At 60.4% G+C, this 21,744-nt stretch carries 18 protein-coding genes, 2 tRNA genes, 2 other RNA genes and 1 pseudogene; 9 read left to right on the forward strand and 14 right to left on the reverse strand.

From position 1 onward, the window contains the following. Positions 1-2: 2 nt before the first annotated feature. Both yobA and ftnA read right to left on the reverse strand, forming a co-directional pair. Entirely contained in the window at positions 3-386 is a 384-nt protein-coding gene (yobA, locus tag ITX55_RS04350) for a CopC domain-containing protein YobA (protein ID WP_004940886.1), read from the reverse strand. 326 nt (positions 387-712) lie between these two features. Beyond that, positions 713-1,231 carry a non-heme ferritin gene (ftnA, locus tag ITX55_RS04355; protein WP_033642716.1) on the reverse strand — a complete coding sequence of 173 codons (519 nt, stop codon included), beginning with the start codon at positions 1,229-1,231 and terminating at the stop codon, positions 713-715. 340 nt (positions 1,232-1,571) lie between these two features. Here ftnA and ITX55_RS04360 point away from each other — a divergent pair, with 340 nt between their 5' ends. Beyond that, positions 1,572-1,802, forward strand: coding sequence for a DNA polymerase III subunit theta (locus tag ITX55_RS04360; protein ID WP_033642715.1), 231 nt, complete (start codon positions 1,572-1,574; stop codon positions 1,800-1,802). Positions 1,803-1,833: 31 nt separating this feature from the next. On the opposite strand, the gene pip is transcribed toward ITX55_RS04360, so the two are convergent. Further along, positions 1,834-2,787 carry a prolyl aminopeptidase gene (pip, locus tag ITX55_RS04365; protein WP_089192588.1) on the reverse strand — a complete coding sequence of 318 codons (954 nt, stop codon included), beginning with the start codon at positions 2,785-2,787 and terminating at the stop codon, positions 1,834-1,836. A gap of 177 nt (positions 2,788-2,964) precedes the next feature. Further along, positions 2,965-3,390 carry an RNA polymerase-binding protein DksA gene (dksA, locus tag ITX55_RS04370; protein WP_033652008.1) on the reverse strand — a complete coding sequence of 142 codons (426 nt, stop codon included), beginning with the start codon at positions 3,388-3,390 and terminating at the stop codon, positions 2,965-2,967. Positions 3,391-3,759: 369 nt separating this feature from the next. Between dksA and ITX55_RS04375 the strand changes: the two genes are divergently transcribed. Then, positions 3,760-4,506 carry a carbon-nitrogen hydrolase family protein gene (locus tag ITX55_RS04375; RefSeq protein ID WP_089191552.1) on the forward strand — a complete coding sequence of 249 codons (747 nt, stop codon included), beginning with the start codon at positions 3,760-3,762 and terminating at the stop codon, positions 4,504-4,506. Between the two features lie 26 nt (positions 4,507-4,532). After that, on the forward strand, positions 4,533-5,201 hold the full coding sequence (gene exoX, locus ITX55_RS04380) for an exodeoxyribonuclease X (RefSeq protein WP_033644251.1): 669 nt from the start codon (positions 4,533-4,535) through the stop codon (positions 5,199-5,201). 35 nt (positions 5,202-5,236) lie between these two features. Here exoX and ITX55_RS04385 read toward each other — a convergent pair. The 6 genes and pseudogenes from ITX55_RS04385 to ITX55_RS04410 form a co-directional block, all read right to left on the reverse strand. Continuing rightward, a pseudogene (locus ITX55_RS04385) lies at positions 5,237-7,269 on the reverse strand (S9 family peptidase). 68 nt (positions 7,270-7,337) lie between these two features. Further along, complete coding sequence (locus ITX55_RS04390) at positions 7,338-7,991, reverse strand: tellurite resistance TerB family protein (protein ID WP_033642711.1); 654 nt, start codon at positions 7,989-7,991, stop codon at positions 7,338-7,340. 150 nt (positions 7,992-8,141) lie between these two features. After that, positions 8,142-8,720 carry a molecular chaperone gene (locus ITX55_RS04395; RefSeq protein WP_089191550.1) on the reverse strand — a complete coding sequence of 193 codons (579 nt, stop codon included), beginning with the start codon at positions 8,718-8,720 and terminating at the stop codon, positions 8,142-8,144. Between the two features lie 42 nt (positions 8,721-8,762). Further along, on the reverse strand, positions 8,763-9,500 hold the full coding sequence (locus ITX55_RS04400) for a phosphatase (protein WP_033642709.1): 738 nt from the start codon (positions 9,498-9,500) through the stop codon (positions 8,763-8,765). Between the two features lie 90 nt (positions 9,501-9,590). Then, positions 9,591-10,532 carry a glyoxylate/hydroxypyruvate reductase GhrA gene (ghrA, locus tag ITX55_RS04405; protein WP_089191549.1) on the reverse strand — a complete coding sequence of 314 codons (942 nt, stop codon included), beginning with the start codon at positions 10,530-10,532 and terminating at the stop codon, positions 9,591-9,593. Positions 10,533-10,659: 127 nt separating this feature from the next. Continuing rightward, entirely contained in the window at positions 10,660-12,126 is a 1,467-nt protein-coding gene (locus tag ITX55_RS04410) for a peptide MFS transporter (protein WP_089191548.1), read from the reverse strand. Positions 12,127-12,572: 446 nt separating this feature from the next. Between ITX55_RS04410 and ITX55_RS04415 the strand changes: the two genes are divergently transcribed. The 4 genes from ITX55_RS04415 to ITX55_RS04430 all read left to right on the forward strand — a co-directional run bounded on the left by ITX55_RS04415 (position 12,573) and on the right by ITX55_RS04430 (position 13,610). Continuing rightward, positions 12,573-12,662 (forward strand) — tRNA-Ser (locus ITX55_RS04415). A gap of 525 nt (positions 12,663-13,187) precedes the next feature. Then, positions 13,188-13,277, forward strand: a tRNA-Ser gene (locus ITX55_RS04420). A 47-nt stretch (positions 13,278-13,324) separates the two neighbouring features. Next, positions 13,325-13,444, forward strand: a non-coding RNA gene (locus tag ITX55_RS04425) — RtT sRNA. Between the two features lie 46 nt (positions 13,445-13,490). Continuing rightward, positions 13,491-13,610: non-coding RNA, RtT sRNA (locus ITX55_RS04430), on the forward strand. Between the two features lie 53 nt (positions 13,611-13,663). On the opposite strand, the gene ITX55_RS04435 is transcribed toward ITX55_RS04430, so the two are convergent. Beyond that, positions 13,664-14,020, reverse strand: coding sequence for a helix-turn-helix domain-containing protein (locus tag ITX55_RS04435; protein WP_033642706.1), 357 nt, complete (start codon positions 14,018-14,020; stop codon positions 13,664-13,666). Between the two features lie 297 nt (positions 14,021-14,317). Between ITX55_RS04435 and sdeA the strand changes: the two genes are divergently transcribed. Together sdeA and sdeB are read left to right on the forward strand one after the other, a co-directional pair. After that, a complete protein-coding gene (gene sdeA / locus ITX55_RS04440; protein WP_089191546.1) occupies positions 14,318-15,505 on the forward strand; it encodes a multidrug efflux RND transporter periplasmic adaptor subunit SdeA in 1,188 nt (395 codons plus the stop codon). A 24-nt stretch (positions 15,506-15,529) separates the two neighbouring features. Next, positions 15,530-18,673 (forward strand): multidrug efflux RND transporter permease subunit SdeB, encoded by a 3,144-nt coding sequence (gene sdeB, locus ITX55_RS04445; RefSeq protein ID WP_089191545.1) that lies wholly within the window; start codon positions 15,530-15,532, stop codon positions 18,671-18,673. Positions 18,674-18,737: 64 nt separating this feature from the next. Here the strand turns inward: sdeB and ITX55_RS04450 are convergent, their stop codons facing one another. The 3 genes from ITX55_RS04450 to ITX55_RS04460 all read right to left on the reverse strand — a co-directional run bounded on the left by ITX55_RS04450 (position 18,738) and on the right by ITX55_RS04460 (position 21,680). Beyond that, positions 18,738-19,217, reverse strand: a complete 480-nt coding sequence (locus ITX55_RS04450; protein ID WP_033642703.1) for an Rrf2 family transcriptional regulator — start codon at positions 19,215-19,217, stop codon at positions 18,738-18,740. A gap of 265 nt (positions 19,218-19,482) precedes the next feature. Further along, on the reverse strand, positions 19,483-20,019 hold the full coding sequence (locus ITX55_RS04455) for a glycine zipper 2TM domain-containing protein (protein ID WP_004928798.1): 537 nt from the start codon (positions 20,017-20,019) through the stop codon (positions 19,483-19,485). A 356-nt stretch (positions 20,020-20,375) separates the two neighbouring features. Next, entirely contained in the window at positions 20,376-21,680 is a 1,305-nt protein-coding gene (locus ITX55_RS04460) for an NAD(P)/FAD-dependent oxidoreductase (protein WP_004928794.1), read from the reverse strand. Positions 21,681-21,744 lie beyond the last annotated feature (64 nt).

The following is a 21,744-nucleotide window of genomic DNA, read 5'->3' on the forward strand; positions in this document are numbered from 1 at the left end:
GATCAGTTTACGGTGAAGCTGTACTGGCCTTTGGTTTTATGCCCGTCGACCGACACCACATGCCAGCTGACGTTGTATTTGCCCGCGCTCAGCTCGCCTTCGATCGGCACGTTGACCTGGGTGTTGTTGTTCGGATCGAGCTGCAGCTTGCCGGTTTTCACCACGGCGTTATCCGGGCCGGTGATTTTCACGCCGCTGAAGTTCGGCTCGATGCCTTCGGAGAAGCTGAGAGTCAGCGCCTTCGGCGCCGGGCTGACGCTGGCGTCGGCCTTCGGCGTTTCCACTTTCAGGTGAGCGTGCGCCAAGGCTTGCTGTGAAGACAGGCCAACGAACAGGACGAAAACGGTGGAAAGCAGGCGACAGGAGGAACGAATTTTACCGATCACAGTGGTATCCCTTAACAATATAAAGAGGGTCATAAGGGTTAAGGCCACAGCCAAGGCGATGTATCAGCGGCCCCAACCCACCGCAAATGATTGCGCCACGGGTAAACAGAAAAACGGGTTGTATCGGCTAACCCGCTGTTTTGACTCTACCATCCCTGTAGCGTATCGCGGTAAATCATAACGAGCACGCCTCAGCAAGTCGAGCGCATCACTGGCATTTTGCGATCCGGCAGCACGTATCGCCGCATAACCGCGATAAACGCAGGGTAAAAAAAACCGCGCGTCGGGTTTGCCCCGCGCGCGGTTTTTCAATGTTCAGTCAGGGATCAGGCCTGGCCGTTGCCGCCCTGGCCCATCGCGCCCATTTTCTTCAGGTCTTTGTCGATGAAGAACAGGCCTTTGCCGCTGGTGCCCACCAGCGCCAGCTTATCCAGCACGGATTTGAACAGTTTCTCTTCTTCGTGCTGCTCCGCCACGTACCATTGCAGGAAGTTGAAGGTGGAGTAATCGTGCGAGGACATTGCCGCGTGCGCCAGCTCGTTGATCTGACGGGTGATCAGCTTCTCGTGTTCGTAGGTCTGCTCGAACACGTCCGCCAGCGACTCAAACGCCACCGGCGGGGCCGCGATGGTGCCCAGCAGCGGCAGAGAGCCGGTGTCGCTCAGGTAGTCGAACAGACGTTGCATATGCTGCATCTCTTCCTGAGAGTGCTCTTTAAGAAATGCGGCGGCGCCTTCAAAGCCTTTGTCGCTGCACCATGCGCTCATCTGCAGATACAGGTTGGCGGAGTAGAACTCCAGATTCAGTTGCTCATTCAGCTTTTGAGTCATTTCTTGCGTCAGCATAATCATTCCTTTTATTTTGCAGGTCATGAATTTAATTTCCGCGCATTATGCCCTGTCGCCGTAAAAATAAAAACACCTTATTTACATTCAAACCAAATCAATTACAAAAACAAATTATATCAATAAGTTAAAATATCATGGAGTTATTGGTAATTAACATGAGAATTATTTAGATCTTTTATTTTAATCAAAAAGCGAATCATTCTTATTTAAAAGAATAAATAGATTGCATTACTCTTGGATAAATATCGCCCGCCGCCGCGGCGCAACGGGCTTGCCAAGCGCCGCCGGGTGGATTACCTTCTGCGCAGATTCAATGCGGCAAAGTAAGGAGCATAAGGTGGGTTACAATCTGGCCGAGTTGTCCAAAGAAGAAATGGACAGGGTGAATGTGGATCTCGCCGCCTCAGGCGTGGCGTACAAAGAGCGTTACAACATGCCGGTGATCCCGGAAGTGGTGGAGCGCGAGCAGCCGGAGCCGCTGCGCGACTATTTTCGCGAGCGCGTGGCGCACTACCGCGCGGAATCCCACAAGTTTTCGCGTCTGCCTTACGAACCGAAGGCCAAATAACAAAACCCGCCGTTACGGCGGGTTTTTCGTGTCACTTGCCGGCGAATCGGTCGGTGGCGATCATCAGCTGGTGCAAAATGCCCGGTTCATCAAACGAATGCCCCGCCCCTTCCACGATATGCAGCTCCGCCTCCGGCCAGGCCTTGGCCAGATCCCAGGCGTTCTGCACCTGGCAGGCCATGTCATAGCGGCCATGGACGATCACCGCCGGGATATGGCGGATCAGCGGCACGTTGCGCAGCAGTTGGTCATCGCTCTCCAGGAACCCCAAATGCGTGAAGTAGTGGTTTTCAATGCGGGCGAACGCCAGCGCGAAATCATCCTCGCCGAACGAAGCGGATTCACGGCTTGGCAACAGCGTCACCGTTTCCCCTTCCCACACGCTCCACAGTTTGGCCGCTTCGAGCTGCACCTGCGGATCGGCTGAAGTCAGCCGCTGCCGATAGGCGGCAATCACGTCTTTGCGCTCGTCATCCGACAGAATGGACAGCACGCGCTCCCACTTGTCCGGGAAGAAGCGCGAGGCGCCGTCCTGGTAATACCAATGCAGCTCCTGCTTGCGCAGGGTAAAGATACCGCGCAGCACCATTTCACTGACGCGCGCCGGGTGGGTCTGCGCATAGGCGAGCGCCAACGTAGATCCCCAGGAGCCGCCGAACACCAGCCACTGCTCGACGCCGGCCATTTCGCGCAGCCGCTCGATATCGGCCACCAAATGCCAGGTGGTGTTGTTATCCAGACTGGCGTGCGGACGGGAGCGGCCACAGCCGCGCTGATCGAACAGCAATACCTTGTAGCGCTCGGGATCGAACAGCTGGCGATGATGCGCAGAGATGCCGCCGCCCGGCCCGCCATGAATGAAGACCGCCGGTTTACCGTTCGGGTTGCCGCTCAGCTCCCAGTAGATCCGGTGGCCATCCCCAGTGTCCAGCCAACCGCTGTCGTATGCCGCTAACGGCGGGTACAAACCTCGTAATTGTTCCATGGCGCTTTCCGTCTCTCTGTGAGTCATGCTTTCATCAAAGCGGAAGCCGCCCGGCAGGTCAACGGTAAAACCTGAAAACTCGAACGCGCGCCGGGAACTCGGCGCGCGTTTGCTCAAAATCGCAACGACCCGCCTGCAAAATGCCCACAGGCCCGATCAGTTCACGCCTTGTTACGCCTACACGCCTTTACGCATATGCGGCTCGCGCATCTCCTGTGCGGTTTTCGCCTCGATGCTCAGCTCCGCCGTCGGGCGCAACATCAGGCGTGCCAAGCCGATGGGTTCGCCGGTTTCCCGGCAGTAGCCGTATTCGCCGTTCTGCAACCGCGCCAGCGCCGCATCGATTTTCGGCAGCAGGCGGCTTTCGCGATCCAACTGGCGGAACAACAGGCGCAGCTCTTCTTCGCGCGCCGCCTTGTCGGCTTCATCGCCCGTCGCTTCGCCGCTGTCGATCGCCTTCTTCAGCTCATCGATGTGCAACAGCAGTTTTTGCCGCTCATCCTGCAGCAGCTGGCGGAAAAAAGCCCGTTGAACCGAGTTCATGTAATCAGAATCCGGCATGGCCAGCAGTTGCTGCGCATCCGGTAATGTCATCACTGTCATTGCGTTCTCCGAACCCTAAAGGTGTAATATTATAACATAATAATTATTTTAAGCACCCGGTCATCCAAAAACAAAATTTCACGTGCAAACAGCCAGTTACATACTACTTGCACTTTGTCGCTTGCATCCTGTCGGCTTTAGGCGGTTAATGGCTGAGCAAGCCACCCAATCATAGGTAACGAGAGGCCATCATGAGTAAGGGAATGGATAGCAAAAAAAATGCGAAGAAGAAGCCGTTGAAAACCCCAGCAGAGAAACGTGCGGAGAAACGCGCCAAAAAAGCGCATCCGTCTGGTGAGTAAGCGTCCTTCCATCCGTCATTAAACCCGCCAAGGCGGGTTTTTTATTGCCTCACTGGAGAGATGGCCAATGTCCTGCTTTACCCTCGCCGCCGCCCAATACCCCGCCGCTGCGGCCGATATCGCCTGCAACCTTGAACGTCACCTTGAATTTGTCGCGCAGGCAGCCGAACAGCAGGTGCAACTGCTGGTTTTTCCCGAACTGTCGCTAAGCGGCTATGAGCTGGCCGATGCCGCCGAACTGGCGCTGACGCTGGGCGATCCGCGTCTGCAACCGCTCGCTGCGGCGGCGCAATCGCATCAGATGACGATCATCGTCGGCGCGCCCTTGCGCAGCGGCCAGGCGCTGCATATCGCCGCCTTGATCTTTCACCCCAACGGCGCGGTGGCCGCCTATACCAAGCAACATCTGCACGGCGCGGAACAACAACGGTTCTTGCCCGGTAATGGCGGCACGCTGCTGGAAATACATCGGCAACGCATCGCGCTGGCTATCTGCGCCGACACCTCGCAACCCGGCCACGCAAGCGCCGCCGCGCTGGCGGGGGCGCAGATTTATGCCGCCGGCGTGCTGGTATCTGAAGCCGGTTACGCGAAAGACAGCGCTGCGCTGGCAGGCTATGCCCGTCGTTATGGCATGGTCACGCTGATGGCCAACCATGCGGCGCCGACCGGAGGCTGGATCCCGGCAGGCCGCAGCGCCATCTGGAATGAAACGGGAGCGCTTTTGGTTGCCGCGCCGGATGACGCCCCTGGTCTTATCATCGCCGACAGGATCCGCGACGGTTGGCACGGCCGCCTGTGCCGGTTAAGCTGAAACCTGACGGCAACGCGGAGGAAAGCATGACGTTACGCGTAATAGATACCGAGACCTGCGGGCTGGACGGCGGCGTGGTGGAAGTGGCCTCCCTCGATCTGCTCGACGGCCAATTGACCAACCCGATGAGCGACCTGATCAGCCCGGACCGCCCCATCAGCCTCGACGCGATGGCGATTCATCACATCACCGAACAGATGGTGGAAGGCAAACCGCGCATTGCGGTGGCGATCGGCCGCTATCAGGGCAGCCCCTACTATGTGGCGCACAACGCCGCCTTTGATCGCGGGGTGTTGCCGGAGATGAACGGCGCCTGGATCTGCACCCTCAAGCTGGCGCGCACGCTGTATCCGGACATCAAGTACGGCAACCAGTATCTGCGCTACGCGCTGAATCTGGACGTGCAGCTGCCGGCAGACGCCACGCTGTACCCGCACCGCGCGCTGTATGACTGCTACGTCACCGCCGCGCTGCTGCAACGCATCATCAAGGATTCGGGCTGGACGCCGGAGCAAATGGTGCAGATCACCGAACAGCCGGTGCTGCTGAAGAAGTTCAAGTTCGGCAAGTATCGCGGGCAGGAGATCGACCGCATCGCCCAGGAAGACCCCGGCTATCTGCGCTGGATGCTGAAATCCATCGACGATCTGAGCCCGGACATGAAACACACGCTGAAATACTATCTGATTGGCTAACACAGCGGGCGGCTCAGGCCGCCCGCCGCACGCCGTTATTCCGCCAGCGCCAGAATGAAGGCGTACTCCAGCGCAATATCCTCATAGGCCTTGAAGCGGCCGGATTTGCCGCCGTGGCCGGCATCCATGTCGGTATACAGCAGCAGCTGCCGATCGTCGGTTTTCAGCTCGCGCAGCTTGGCCACCCACTTGGCCGGCTCCCAATACTGCACCTGCGAATCGTGCAGGCCGGTGGTCACCAGCAGATGCGGGTACTCCTGCGCTTTCACCTGATCGTACGGGCTGTACTGCTTGATGTAGTCGTAATAGGCCTGCTCGTTCGGGTTGCCCCACTCGTCGTATTCGCCGGTGGTCAGCGGAATGGACTCATCCAGCATGGTGGTCACCACGTCGACGAACGGCACCTGCGCCACCACGCCGTGGAACAGCTGCGGCGCCTGGTTGATCACCGCGCCCATCAGCAGGCCGCCCGCGCTGCCGCCCATCGCGAACACTCGCTTGCCATCACCGTACCCCTGGGCGACCAGCGTTTCGGTCACGTCGATAAAGTCGTTGAAGGTGTTCTGCTTGTTGAACAACTTGCCGTCTTCATACCACAGCTGCCCCAGCTCGCCGCCGCCGCGAATGTGCGCCAACGCGAACACGACACCGCGATCCAGCAGGCTCAGGCGGCTGGCGCTGAACGCCGGATCCATGCTGCTGCCGTAAGAGCCGTAGCCATACACCATCAGCGGGTTGGCGCCGCGCTGGAAGCTGTCCTGGCGATACACCAGCGAAACCGGCACCTCGACGCCGTCGCGCGCCTTCACCCACACCCGCTCGCTGCGGTAGTTTTCCGGCGTGAAATTCTTCACTTCCTGCTGTTTGAGCATCGTCCGCTCGCCGCTGTCCATGTTCAGCTCGTACAGCGTGGTCGGGGTGGTCATCGACGAATAGCCGTAGCGCAGCAGCGCGGTTTCCGGATCCGGTTATACGCCAGCCAGGTGGTGTAGGTCGGATCGTCGAAGGCGATGCGCTTCTCTTCGCCGCTTTGCCAGTGGATCTGGCGCAGCAGCGTCAGGCCGGCATTGCGCTCTTCGACCACCAACCAATCACGGAACAGGCTGAAGCCCTCCAGCATCACGTCGGCGCGAGGGGCGATCAGCGTCTGCCACTGCGCTTCGTCCGCCTGTTCGCTTTGGTACAGGCCGAAGTTCTTGCCGTCCTTGTTAGAGCGGATATAGAAATGCTGGTGATAGTGATCGATGGCGTACTCGTGATCCTTGCGGCGCGGCACGAACAGCTGCGGTTTGGCGTCCGCACGATCGGCATCCAGCAACAGGATCTCCGAGGTGGTGGTGCTGCTCAGGTGGATCAGAATAAAGCGCTCGGAGGTGGTCTTCTCCAGCCCGACGTAGAAGGTATCGTCCTGCTCTTCGTAAATCAGCTCGTCCTGCTGCGGATCGCTGCCGACTACGTGGCGATAAACCTGATACGGCAACAGCGTCTTGGCGTGCTTGCGCACGTAGTACACCGTCGAGGAATCGTTGGCCCACTCGAAGCTGCCGGAGGTGTTTTCCAGCACTTCGTCGGCCCAGCTGCCGTCGGCCAGGTTCTTGAAACGAATGTCATACTGGCGGCGCGACAGGAAATCCTCCGCCACCCCCAGACGCTGATTGTCGGGACTGACGTCCAGCCCGCCCAGGGTGTAAAACTCGTGGTTCTCGGCGCGTTGGTTGCCGTCGATAAGCACATCCCACTGCTCGCTCTCGGCCTGCGGCTGGCGCACATAAATCGCGTATTCGTTGCCCGGCTCGTAGCGCGTCTGATAGCGATAGCCGTGGCGCACGTAAGGCACCGAATGTTCCTGCTGCGGGATGCGCGCCACCATCTCTTCGTACAGGGCTTCGCGCAACGCCTGCTGCGGCTTCAACATCGCATCGGTGTAGGCATTCTCCGCCTGCAGGTAGTCCAGCACCTGACGGTCTGCGCGCTCATCGTCGCGCAGCCAGTAGTAGTCATCCACGCGCGTATCGCCGTGGATAGTGATGGGATAAGGCCGTTTTTCCGCTTTCGGTGGGGTCATCATTGCTAAATCATCCGCTTACATAGATTGCGGCAAGAGTGACACGATTCCCCCCGGCTTGCCAAGCGGCGCTATGCCAGCTCGCGCTTTTTCTCGTTGACGTCGCTCTCGATGCCCTGCTTGACGTCCGCCGGGATCTTCAGCGCCTGCGCCAGCGCATCAAGATAGCCGCGCTCCATAAAGTGATCGACGTCGATCACCAGACAACTCAGGTAATAAACCTCCAGCGCCTCGTCTTCGTTTTGCACGCTGCGGGCGATTAACGCCGGGTTGAGCGGCTGGTCGAGCGCTTCCTGCACCCAGCCCTGCGCCTCTTCCCCCACCTGCAGTTGCGCCAGGCTGTGATCGATGGCGCGCTGCTCGTCGGCATCGATATGGCCGTCGCTTTTGGCGGCGAACACCAGCGCCTGCACCAAACGCTTGGCGCGCAGATCCACCGGCGTGGTTTGCAAACCGAACTGCGGTTCGTCCTGATGGGTCTCTTTCACCCGCTGCTTGTACTTGTTCCACAGCACCGCGCCCACCGCCGCGCTGCCGCCGATAATCAGCGCATTCTTGCCGAACTTACCCACCAGCTTGCGCGAAGATTTGTTGGCCAACAGCACGCCGACCAGGCCGCCCAGCGCCGTGGGCGCCAGCAGTTTGCCGATGCCTTCTGCCCCGCCCATCGCGCCGGCCTTCTGCCCGATCAACGTTTGAATCTGCTGCATCCAGTTACTTTTCATCATCTACCCCTTGCGTGAAAAAACGCGGCGCGCAGGCGCGCCCGAACCGACGGTAAACCGCCAGATTAGGGGATCTTTTGTCAATTTACGTCTGGGGGATGCAAACCTGTGTTTAGCGGGCCGGGCGGCCCGCCTGGATAAGCTGCGGCGTTACGCGTTTTCGTCGCCCGCTTCATCGTCCTGCTCGTACTCGGCCAGCTCGTCGCGCATCGCCTGGAGGGCGTCGCGGGTCATCAGCGCCAGCGTGCGGTAGAAACCGGTGGTGGCGTGCGCTTCCACTTTGCCGAGGAAGCGGCCGCACCACGGCAGCAGGAACTCGTCGAACAGCGCGATCTGCGCCTGCGCTTCATCTTCCTGCGACTGATCTTCCAGCCAGGACGCCGCCAGCAGCAGCTGGCCGAAATGGTCGGCCGGCGCCTCAGCCAGCGGCATGCCGCGCTGCTGCAGGAAGGCGCGCACTTCAGCCTCGCTTGCGCCTTCGACATAGTCGGAGCGGAACGGCGGCACGCTGCATTCGCTGCCGACGAACATCGCATTGAAGTCGGTCGCCAGTTGGTTGACGTCGCCGCCCTGCTGCAGGCGCTTCAGCAGGTCATCCTGCTCCAGCGGCCAGTGCTGCTGCAGCTTGCCCTCTTTAATCAGCGCGAACAGCGGCACCAACAGCGGATCCTGCGGCTGGCGGTAGAACAGCGTACCCAGCACGCGGCAGACAATCGAAAACTCATTCATGATAAAGCCTTATTCAATACGGAAAATTTTGCCGGGACGATGTCACAAATCGGCCAATTCCGCAATCGCCGGCTTGCCGCGCCGCTCGAGAAAATCCAGCAGCCGGCGCGGGCTGACGTTGAGAATGCGCTCCTGCGGGAAGCCCACCTCTTCGATAATGCGCTCGCAGTGCTCAAAGTTACCCAGCGAAAAGGCGACGTGCGAATCCGAGCCCAGCGCCAGCCAGCCGCCGGCGTCGCGCACCGCGGCGGCGATCGCCCGACAGTTGGCCTCGCTGCCCTTGCGGGAGTGGGTGAACGACGAGTTATTCAGCTCCAGCGCCACCTCGTATTTGGCCGCCGCCGCCGCGACGGCGGGAATGTCGATCGGATAACGCGGGTTGCCGGGGTGGCTGATGATATGCACGTCCCCCTGCGCCATTGCGGCGATCATCGCTTCAGTATTGGACGCTTTATCCTGCGGCGCAAACACCGGCTCATGGAAACCGGCGATGATCACGTCGGTGGCCGTCAGCATCGGGCCGGTGCAGTCGATATCGCCCTGCAGGTTTTTGATGTTGGCTTCGATACCGCGCAAAATGCCCACGCCGTTCACCCGGCGCGGCCAAACGTGCATGTTCATAAAGTGCCAGTAGTGCGGCGCATCGGCCATGTCCGGGCCGTGATCGGTGATGGCGAACAGCTGGATGCCCTTCTGCCGGGCTTCGGCGATGTAATCGTGCAGCGTGCTGTAAGCGTGCGTGCTGGCGACGGTGTGCATATGCAAATCAACGGGATACATTGTTTCTCCTTCCAGAGGGCCTGCCCGCAGCGGTGCGGGCGGGCGCGATGACGGTGTCAGCTTATCAGTTACCGAACGGCGGCTGAAGGATCAGTACCCCCGTTGCCTGTCGACCACGCCGGCAGGGGGATGCCCCGTCTCCAGCGCGCGAATGTTGGCGGCGATCTGATCCATCGCCTGCTGCGGCAACGTGATGGCAGCAATATGCGGGGTAATGGTGACACGCGGATGACGCCAGAACGGGTGATCCTGCGGCAGCGGCTCGCGGACGAACACGTCCAGCGTGGCGGCGGCCAGTTGCCCCTGTTCCAACGCCGCCAGCAGATCGGCTTCCACCAGGTGCGCGCCGCGCGCGATGTTGATGAGGTAGGCGCCCGCGCTCAACTGTGCGAACAGCTCGCGGTTGAGGATGCCAACGGTCTCCGGCGTATTGGGCAGCAGGTTGATCAGCAGTTTGACGCCGTCGAGGAAGGCCGCGCGCTGAGCCTCCCCGGCGAAGCTTTGCACGCCGTCAATCTGTTTGGCGCTGCGGCTCCAGCAGCGCACGCTAAAGCCAAACTCGGTCAGCTTCCGCGCCACGCTCTGCCCCAGCACGCCGGCGCCGAGGATGCCGATGGTGAAATCATCCAGTGAGTGCGGATCGAGCGGCTGCCATTCCTGCCGCTGCTGCAACGCCTGATACTCGTCGAAACGGCGGAAATAGCGCAGCACATAGCTCAGCGCATATTCCTGCATCTGCTGCGCCATGCCGGTATCCTCCAGCCGCAGCAGCGGCACGCCGGCGGGCAGCGTGCCGGGGTGTTTGCGCTCCTGATCGAGAATGGCGTCGACGCCGGCGCCGAGGGCGAACACCGCTTTCAGATCGCGGCGGTTGGCTAACATCTCGTGCGGCGGGCGCCATACCAGCGCGTAATCCGCCGGCCGCTCGTCGCCGCGCTGCCATTCGCGGATCTCGGCCTGCGGCAGGCGTTGCTTGATGCCGGTCAGCCATTCCTGGGCGTTAAATAAGGGATGGTAATAGATGATGTTCATACTGCAGGCTCCCGTTTGTTTTTATTGGTTTTCCTTCAGCCTTCCGCGATTCATCGCCGGATGCAAGCGTTAAAGCCCAAAATAAAAACAGCCCCGACCAGTGGGGCTGTTGTGCATGTGCGCAAAATCAGGCGGCAGGCGCGCCGTCGCGCCGGATAAGACGCCGCAACAGCGGAATTAAAATCAGCATCGCCACGCCGACGCCCGTCGCCCCCCAGCCCAGCGCGCTGAAGATTTCGCTGTAGCCGGGATTGGTTTGCAGCGGCGTACTGCCGCTGTTTTCCGGCATCAAGCCGGATACGTAGCCCGCCAACACCGAAGCGACACCGGTCACCATCATCCAGCAGCCCATCATCACGCCCTGATAGCGCGGCGGCGCCAACTTGCCGATCATCGCGTAACCGATCGGCGAGATCATCAATTCACCGACGCTTTGCAGCACATAGCTGATGACGATCCATTTAAACGCCACCAGCCCGTCGCCGCCCGCCATGCTGATGCCCAGCGGCAATACCAGCATGCCGAGCCCGATGCAAAACAGCGATCCGGAGAACTGCAGCGGAATGTCGATGTTGCAGCCGCGAGCGCGCAGGCGGTTGAACCACCAGGCCAGCAGCGGGCCGCCCACCACGATCACCAGCGTGTTGATGTTCTGGATCCACTGCGGCGCTACCTGAATGCCGTAAACGTTCAGATTGATGTTGTGCTCGGAGAATAGCATCAGCCCCATCGGCGCCAGCTGATACAGCGCCCAGAACACCAGCGACCCCAGCGCCAGGATCAGATAGGCCGCCATTCTGCGGCGCTCATCGCGCGGATGGTGGCGCAGCGTCACGAGGCACAGCATCAGGAAGATCAGCGCGCCGAGCACGATCACGAAATGGCCGCTGAACTCGGCATGGGTCAGCATCACGCGGATAATCGGCACCAGCGCCACCAGCACCGCCAACCCGACCAGCATGCGCCAGCGGTATTGGCTGCGGCTGGCGTCGTGGAGCGGCGTATTGAGATCGGCCAGAATGCGCCAGCGACAGACGGCGACGATGATCGCCGCCGCGTTGCCCAGCGTGGCGAACAGGAACAGCGCGCGATAATTTTCCGTCAGTTGGAAATACCCGGCCACGGTAAAGCCAACGAAGAACCCGAGGTTCATGCCGGCGTAATTCCACAGGAACGCCGATTCGCGCCGATCATCGTCCGGTTTGAAACGCTGGGTGAGCATCATATTGATGCAGGTCACGTTGAGACCGCTGCCGGTCAGGAACATCGCCAGCCCCCAGTACAACCCCCACACGCCCGCGACGGCAATCAGCGCGCAGCCGAACACCTGCAGCACCATACCGAGCACGAACAGATTGCGGTTGCTGAGGAAACGGCCGCCGAGATAGCCGCCGAACATGTGCAGGCCATAGTTGAAGGCGCCGAACACGCCCATCATGGCATTGGCGCTGCTTTCGTTGAAACCCAATCGCTTGGTGGCGTACAGCACCAGCGTGGAATAGAGCACGGCGAAACCCAGCGTGGCGAAGATCTGGATGAAGAACAGCGCCCCCGCGCCGGGGGGAATGGCATGGCGCGCTTGCGGCGCCGGCATGGCATCTGAAGGAGTCAAAACGAACCTCTACTGCATTATTATGTAATGAGTCTGTCCCTGTCTGCGGTATCGCCGGCCTGTCACCCGGCAATCTGCGCGGCGACGTGATGTTCCTTGCCAAAAACGCCGCGCCGACATGATTCCATTTAGCGACACATCTGACTAATAATCCAGTATTAATGCATATAACAGCAAACAACCTCACCTCAATGGCGAGATATTGAGCTATCTGTACAGAAAAAAGTCAAACAATCGGCTTTCACGCATTTTGCTCGCTGCCGCCCTGTCCGCCGGCGGCCGAGAGTCAGGATATCGTTCGGTAAATCAGCAAATTGCTGCAAGTTTGGCTAAACAGTCATGAGAATGAAATAAGAGGGTTGACGCTGAGATCAGATTCTCCTACATTAGCGCCCGTCGACAGCGCAAGGCGTTATCGGCAACAAAACGGTGAGGTGTCTGAGTGGCTGAAGGAGCACGCCTGGAAAGTGTGTATACGCGAAAGTGTATCGAGGGTTCGAACCCCTCTCTCACCGCCAAATTCAAAGAGAAAGCCTGGATTCGCGTCCAGGCTTTTTTTTGCATGGTGCACCGCCGAGAGGGGTGAGAAGCCTCGACAGGGTTCGACAAAACGCTCGCGTTTTGGACCGCCAACGGCGGCCCGTAGGGTGAGCGCAGCGAATCAAGCCCTCTCTCACCGCCAAATTCAAAGAGAAAGCCTGGATTGCGTCCAGGCTTTTTTTGCATGGTGCACCGCCGAGAGGGGTGAGAAGCCCCGACAGGGTTCGACAAAACGCCCGCGTTTTGGACCGCCAACGGCGGCCCGCCGCGAACGCCTCCCGCCTTACGCTGCCGAGGTTCCCCTTTTTCTCGGTTCTCCTCGAACCGCCTCTCTGATTTTCTCGCCCTTTCATGACTTCTGACGTGTAGTTCGCCGCAGTTTTCAACAAAGTGAACACGGCTTGAGCGGACAAGCAAAAACACAGAAATTATTCTTGACCGGATCGGCCCCACTCCCTATAGTAGCGCCCCGTTGCAGCGATGATTTCGCAACAAAAAAATATGGTGAGGTGTCCGAGTGGCTGAAGGAGCACGCCTGGAAAGTGTGTATACGCGAAAGTGTATCGAGGGTTCGAATCCCTCCCTCACCGCCATATTCTAACGAGAAAGCCTGAGCGAAAGTTCAGGCTTTTTTGTATGCATAGCGCACCGACCGGGAGGGTGAGAACCCTCGACAGGGTTCGACAAAACGCCCGCGTTTTGGACCGCCAACGGCGGCCCGCAGGGTGAGCGCAGCGAATCTATCCCTCCCTCACCGCCATATTCTACGAAGAAGCCTGAACTCGCGTTCAGGCTTTTTTGTTTGCATCGCGCACCGACCGGGAGGGTGAGAATCCTCGACAGGGTTCGACAAAACGCTCGCGTTTTGGACCGCCAACGGCGGCCCGCAGGGTGAGCGTAGCGAATCTATCCCTCCCTCACCGCCATAAAAAAAGCCCGAACGCAAATTCAGGCTTTTTTATTCCCACTGCCAAACCGCTCAGTGGTGCGTGCATCTCACCGCCGTCGGCTGCGCCAGTGCGCGGCGCCAGTCCCCCGGCGTTTGGCCGAACTGGCGTTTGAAGCTGCGGTTGAACGACTGCTGTGAGTCGAAGCCAAGCGAGATCGCCACGCTGACGATCGGTTCGCCGCTGTTGGCCAAGCGCTCCGCCGACACCTTCAGTTTTTGCATGCGGATATACTCCCCCAACGCATAGCCGGTCTGACGCTTGAACATGCGCTGCAGATGCCATTTGGAGTAGCCCGCGCGGTCCGCTACGGTGTTGATATCCAGTTTTTCTTCCAGATTGTTGTCGATCCACGTCTTCAAATCGGTAATGAAACCCGTCGTGTTCATGCTGATGCTCCCATCATGTCGGCAGGGTCCCCCTCTGCCCAGTGCGCATACGTTGCAACAGTTTCGCTTTAAATGCAATTTTTATTATTGCATTTACCAGAAAGCCGCCTCTATACTCCACCCAATTAATGTAACCGATATTGATACATTAATGTGACACCAATATGTTTCAAAACCTAACGTTGCGCCATGACAAGGCGCGGCGCCCCTTCCGCCGAACGCCGGCATGAAGGGAAAAGCCCGGAAAACAGGGCTGGGTATGGGGCCAGACAGCGCTTACTTATCGGAATAAAAATAATGCCAAATCAACCAAACTCATCGTTCAACGCCGGCCGCCGCACGCGCGCCTTCGCTCTGGGCCAGCGGCTCTCCGGGGTGGCGCTGCTGGCCGCCCTGCTCGCCGGGTGTGACAACAGCGTCGCGCACAACGCCCCGCCACCGCCGCCGGTGGTCAGCGCCGCCAGCGTGGTGGTCAAACCGATCAGCCAGTGGGATGCGTTCAATGGCCGGGTCGAAGCAGTGCAAAGCGTACAGCTCCGCCCGCGAGTTTCCGGCTACATCGAGCGGGTCAACTACACCGAAGGCGACGAGGTGAAGAAAGGTCAGGTGCTGTTCACCATTGACGATCGCACCTACCGCGCCGCGCGCGAACAGGCGCAGGCGGAGCTGGTGCGGGCGCGCAATCAGGCAGCCCTCGCGCGCAGCGAATCTTCGCGAACCGAGAAACTGATCGGCACTCAGGCCATCTCGCAAGAGGTGTGGGAACAGCGCCGTTCGTCCGCCGCGCAGGCGCAAAGCAACGTGCTGGCGGCGCAGGCCCAGCTCGATATGGCGCAGCTTAATCTCGACTTTACCCGCGTCACTGCCCCGATCGACGGGCGCGCCAGCCGCGCGATGATCACCGCCGGCAACCTGGTCACCGCCGGCGACAGCGCCAGCGTGCTGACGACGCTGGTATCGCTCGATAAGGTTTACGTCTATTTCGACGTGGATGAGGCGACCTTCCTGCGCTATCAGCAGCAGGGCCGACACGACGCGCGTCTGCCGGTGAAAGTGGGCCTGGTGGGCGAAGACGGCACTCCGCATCAGGGGCTGGTGGACTTCACCGACAATCAGTTGAACGCCGGTACCGGCACCATCCGCATGCGCGCCCTGCTCGACAACCGCGATCGCCGCTTCACGCCGGGGCTGTTCGCCCGCGTGCAGATGCCCGGCAGCGCCGAGTTCAACGCCATGCTGATCGACGACAAAGCGGTGATGACCGATCAGAACCGCAAGTTCGTTTACATCGTCGATAAAGACGGCAAAGCGCAGCGCCGCGACATCGCCGTGGGCCGGATAGCCGAAGGATTGCGCATTGTGCAAAAAGGCCTGGTGAACGGCGATCGGGTGATCGTCGACGGCATGCAGAAAGTGTTTATGCCGGGCATGTCGGTCGACGCGAAAAGCGTCGCCATGACCACCTCCGCGTCCGCCCTTAACTAAGCTCCCAGCAGAGAATTCTGACCCATGGACTTTTCCCGTTTTTTCATCGACCGGCCGATCTTCGCCGCGGTGCTGTCGATACTGATTTTTGTCGCCGGGGTGATCGCCATTCCGCTGCTGCCGATCAGCGAGTACCCGGACGTGGTGCCGCCCAGCGTACAGGTGCGCGCCGAATACCCGGGCGCCAACCCGAAAGAGATTGCTGAAACGGTGGCGATGCCGCTGGAAGAAGCGATCAACGGTGTCGAAAACATGATGTACATGAAATCGGTCGCCGGCTCCGACGGCGTGCTGGTGACCACCGTCACCTTCCGCCCGGGCACCGATCCCGATCAGGCGCAGGTACAGGTGCAAAACCGCGTGGCGCAGGCCGAAGCGCGCCTGCCGGAGGATGTGCGCCGCCAGGGCATCACTACCCAGAAACAGTCTCCGGCGCTGACGCTGGTGGTGCATCTGGTATCGCCTTCCGGCAAGTACGACTCGCTGTACCTGCGCAACTACGCCACCCTGAAGGTCAAGGATGAACTGGCTCGCCTGCCGGGCGTCGGCCAGGTGCAAATCTTCGGCGCCGGCGAATACGCAATGCGCATCTGGCTCGATCCGAACAAGGTCGCCGCGCGCGGGCTGACCGCCTCCGACGTGGTGAGCGCCATGCAGGAGCAGAACGTGCAGGTCTCCGCCGGCCAGCTCGGCGCGGAGCCGATGCCGACGCGCAGCGACTATCTGCTGTCGATCAACGCCCAGGGCCGTCTGCAAACCGAAGAAGAGTTCGGCAACATCATTCTCAAGAGCGGCGATAACGGCGAGATCGTGCGGCTGCGCGACGTGGCGCGCATCGAAATGGGTTCCGGCAGCTACGCGCTGCGCGCCCAGCTCAATAACAAGGATGCGGTCGGCATCGGCATCTTCCAGTCGCCGGGGGCCAACGCCATCGAGCTGTCGGATGCGGTGCGCGGCAAGATGGCCGAGCTGGCGACCCGCTTCCCGGACGGCATGAGCTGGAAATCGCCGTACGATCCGACGGTGTTCGTGCGCGATTCGATCCGCGCGGTGGTCGACACCCTGCTGGAAGCGGTGATCCTGGTAGTGCTGGTGGTCATTCTGTTCCTGCAGACCTGGCGCGCCTCGATCATTCCCCTGTTGGCGGTGCCGATCTCCGTAGTCGGTACCTTCGCCGCGCTGTATCTGCTCGGCTTCTCGCTCAACACCCTTAGCCTGTTCGGGCTGGTGCTGGCGATCGGCATCGTGGTGGATGACGCCATCGTGGTGGTGGAGAACGTCGAGCGCAACATCGAAGAGGGGCTGTCGCCGCTGGCGGCAGCGCACCAGGCGATGCGCGAGGTCTCCGGCCCGATCATCGCCATCGCCGTGGTGCTGTGCGCGGTGTTTGTGCCGATGGCATTCCTCTCCGGCGTTACCGGCCAGTTCTACAAACAGTTCGCCGTCACCATCGCCATCTCGACGGTGATCTCCGCCATCAACTCACTGACCCTGTCGCCGGCGCTGGCGGCGCGCTTGCTGAAGCCGCACGGCGCGCCGAAAGATCTGCCGTCGCGCCTGATCGACCGGCTGTTCGGCTGGCTGTTCCGGCCGTTCAACCGCTTCTTCGCCAGCGGCTCGCAGCGTTATCAGCACGGGGTATCCCGCGTGCTGGGCCGACGCGGCGCAGTGTTCGTCGTCTACCTGCTGCTGCTGATCGCCGCCGGGGTAATGTTCAAGACCGTGCCCGGCGGCTTTATCCCGACGCAGGACAAGCTGTATCTGATTGGCGGCGTGAAGATGCCGGAAGGCGCCTCGCTGGAGCGCACCGATGCGGTGATCCGCAAGATGAGCGCCATCGGCCTGAGCGTGGACGGCGTCACCGATGCGGTGGCCTTCCCCGGCCTGAACGCGCTGCAGTTCACCAATACGCCGAATACCGGCACGGTATTCTTCGCGCTGGAGTCATTGAGCACCCGTACCCGCACCGCGGCGCAGATCAACGCCGAGATCAACGCGCGCATTTCGCAGATCCAGGAAGGTTTCGCCTTCTCGATCATGCCGCCGCCGATCCTCGGCATCGGCCAGGGTTCCGGCTATTCGCTGTACGTGCAGGATCGCGGCGGGCTGGGTTACGGCGCGCTGCAGACCGCGATCAACACGATGTCCGGCGCCATTATGCAAACGCCGGGCATGGGCTTCCCGATCTCCTCTTATCAGGCCAACGTGCCGCAGCTGGACGCCAAAATCGATCGCGACAAGGCCAAGGCCCAAGGGGTGCCGCTCAATGCGCTGTTCAGCACGCTGCAGACCTACCTCGGTTCGTCTTACATCAACGACTTTAACCGTTACGGCCGCACCTGGAAGGTGATGGCGCAGGCCGACGGCCAGTTCCGCGACAGCGTGGAAGACATCGCCAACCTGCGTACCCGCAACGACAAAGGCGAAATGGTGCCGATCGGCAGTATGGTCAGCATCGGCACGACCTACGGCCCGGATCCGGTGATCCGCTACAACGGTTTCCCGGCGGCGGACCTGATCGGCGACGCCGATCCGCGCGTCCTCTCCTCTACCCAGGCGATGAGCGCGCTGACGCAAATGGCCGGCAAGCTGTTGCCGAACGGCATGAACATCCAGTGGACCGATCTGAGCTACCAGCAATCGACCCAGGGCAACGCCGCGCTGGTGGTGTTCCCGGTCGCGGTGCTGCTGGCGTTCCTCGCGCTGGCGGCGCTGTATGAAAGCTGGACGCTGCCGCTGGCGGTGATCCTGATCGTGCCGATGACCATGCTGTCGGCGCTGTTCGGCGTGTGGTTGACCGGCGGCGACAACAACGTGTTCGTGCAGGTCGGGTTGGTCGTTCTGATGGGGCTGGCCTGCAAGAACGCCATTCTGATCGTCGAGTTCGCCCGCGAGCTGGAAATGCAGGGCAAAGGCATCGTCGAGGCGGCGCTGGAAGCCTGTCGCCTGCGGTTGCGACCGATCGTGATGACCTCCATCGCCTTCATCGCCGGCACCATCCCGCTGATCCTCGGCCACGGCGCCGGCGCCGAAGTGCGCGGCGTCACCGGCATCACGGTGTTCTCCGGCATGCTGGGGGTCACGCTGTTCGGGCTGTTCCTGACGCCGGTGTTCTACGTCACCCTGCGTCGCCTGGTGGCACGCAAAACGCAGACGCAGACGGCGTAATCCTCGTCTTAACATGCAAAAAGGTCGGGCATTGCCCGACCTTTTTTATGCATGCGAACCGCGATTATTTATCGGCGGTTTCAGCCTCTTGCGCGGCGGCGTATTCCGCACAGGCGCGCTTGTCGCCCCGCTCCAGTTCGGCCAGCGAGTCAGCCACGGTGTGGCGCGCCAGCACCGCGAGCGAAGCCTGCTCGGCCTCGTTCACCACCGATTTGAAATACCAACAGGCGTTGGCGCTCACCAGGCAACGGGCCGGCACTTCAGGGCGTGAGGCCCAGATGCGCTTGTCGTCGATCACCGCCAGGTAGATATCCCGCAGGGTAATCTCTTCCGCCGGGCGGCCAAGGTGGATAGAGCCGTTTCGGCCCAGGGTGGAAACGATGATGCCGTCTTTGGTCAGCGGCACCATCAGTTTGCGGATAAAGCTCGGGTTAGCTTCCAGAGTGGCGGCGAGCGTGGCGCTCGTCGAACGCATGCCCTGCTTCTCAGCTACGGCGACGCTAAGGACCATTTGCAACGCTGTCGGAAAGCGAAAATCTAACATGTCGTTATCTCTGCGAGACGAAATACTCGGGTTTGGCCGGTGCGGCGATTAGCGCCGAACACACCGCTTAATCGCACAATAATATAACAAACGCGGGGGCTTTTTTGAAGTTTTGCCCAGTGATATCGCACGCAGACATTAGAACGATCGTCGAATTCGCGGGCAGACAAAAAGCAGAAACCCGCGTCAATGTTAACGCCGCTCGCTTAACCGAGTTAAACGATCAGAACTAACACTGCCCGCGGGTTTAATTCGAATGCGTCGATCAGGCTCTGTTCAGCACCAGCTGGCCGTTTTTGTCCAACGGGATTTGGGTGCCCGGATCGTGATCCATGCGGATCTTGCCCTGCTGATTGCCGATCTTGTAGGTCACGTCATAGCCCAGCATTTTCTGAGACTTGTCATAGACCGTTTTGCAACGCTGCTGAACGCTGGTGGTGACGTCGTTATTCTGCATCGCCCCTTGCACCTGGTTACCGGCGTAGCCGCCGCCCAGAGCGCCCACCACGGTCGCCACGTCGCGTCCGCGACCGCCGCCGAACTGGTGGCCGATCACGCCGCCCGCCACTGCGCCCAGCACAGAACCGGCGATGCGGTTTTCATCCTGCACCGGTGCACGGTGCGTGACGGTGACGTTGCGGCATTCCTGACGCGGCGTTTTGATGGTTTCTTTAATCGGCGTTGCGGCGAGCACCTGCGCATATTGCGGACCGGCAGAAAAGACGTCCAGGCTGGCTACCGCGGCAATCCCCAGAGCGGCAGCGATGCCAATCCCAACACCGGCTAACATTGACTTGTTCACAGGAAACCTCCTGAAAGTGTTACCACGCATTTTTTCCGGGTCTGTTACCGGCATGGCACCGCGCTTATTATTTTGCGCATGGGCGGCTTGCGGTATCCCGGTTTACGGCGTGCGCGACGCGCCGTCTGTAAACGAGGTAAAGTCTGCACAATGATTTGAGGGCTCGCAATAAGACAAGGGGACCAAAAATGCGGGAAAACGGCCGTTTTGCCGTTGTTTAGGAGGAATCTTAAGAATTTTACCCATATCGGCGACAGCTTATGCTGAAGAATCAAGCAACCGCCGCCGTTAGCCTCGCACCGCCATAAAAAAAACCGCGCGGGCGAACCGGCGCGGGTTGATCGACAACGGCGGGATCAGTGCATCTTCAGGCGCGGGCGGATCACCCGGTTAATGCCGCCCACCAGCATCATCAGGCCGGTTTTGATGTAGCCGTGCAGCGCCACCTGGTGCATGCGGTACAGCGAGATGTAGACGAAACGCGCAATGCGCCCTTCCACCATCATCGAGCCGCGCATCAGGTTGCCCATCAGGCTGCCGACGGTGCTGAAGCGCGACAGCGACACCAGCGAACCGTGGTCTTTGTACACGTAAGGCTTCAGCGTCTGACCGTTCATCAGCGCCAGGATATTAGTGGCGCAGCGTGAGGCCATCTGGTGCGCCGACTGGGCGCGTGGCGGCACGAAACCGCCGCCCTCTTTCGGGCAAGAGGCGCAGTCGCCGATGGCGAAGATGTTCGGATCGCGCGTGGTCTGCAGCGTCGGCTCCACCACCAACTGGTTGATGCGGTTGGTTTCCAGGCCGCCGATGTCCTTCATAAAGTCCGGCGCTTTGATGCCCGCCGCCCACACCATCAGATCGGCGTCGATGAACTCGCCGCCCTTGGTATTCAGGCCTTTGGCGTCCGCGCTGGTCACCATGGTGTTGGTCAGCACGCGCACGCCCAGCTTGATCAGCTCCTGGTGCGCCGCAGCGGAAATGCGCGGCGGCAGCGCCGGCAGAATGCGCTCGCCGGCTTCGACCAGCGTCACGTTGAGCGCGCTGTTGTCCAGGCCTTCAAAACCGTAGCTGTGCAGCTGTTTCACCGCGTTGTGCAGTTCGGCGGACAGTTCAACGCCGGTGGCGCCGCCGCCGACGATGGCGATGTTGACCCGCTCTTTTTGCCCCGGCTGCGCCGAGAACTTCAGGAACAGGTTAAGCATTTCGTTGTGGAAACGACGTGCCTGATGCGGGTTATCCAGGAAGATGCAGTGCTCTTTCACGCCCGGCGTACCGAAATCGTTTGAGGTGCTGCCCAGCGCCATCACCAGGATGTCGTACGGCAGTTCACGCGCCGGCACCAACTCGCCGCCCTGCTCGTCGCAGATCTGCGCCAGCTGCAGCGTTTGCGTCTCGCGGTTGATGTTGGTCAACGACCCCAGCTGGAAGCTGAAATGGTGATTGCGCGCGTGCGCCAGGTAGCTGAGCGCATCCACGCCGTCATCGAGGGAGCCGGTCGCCACTTCGTGCAACAGCGGTTTCCACAAATGGCTGTGGTTGCGATCCACCAGAGTGATCTCGGCTTTGTTCTTACGGCCAAGTTTATGGCCCAGGCTGGTCGCCAGCTCCAGACCACCGGCGCCGCCGCCGACAATAACGATTTTCTTCTTTGGCGTTGTCAAAATAACCCCCTAAATGTGAACCATTTGTTATCCCAGGGTAAATAAATAATATCCTTAGAATACA

Source organism: Serratia sp. EWG9, assembly GCF_019913725.1.
GTDB classification, from domain to species: Bacteria; Pseudomonadota; Gammaproteobacteria; order Enterobacterales; family Enterobacteriaceae; genus Serratia; species Serratia ureilytica.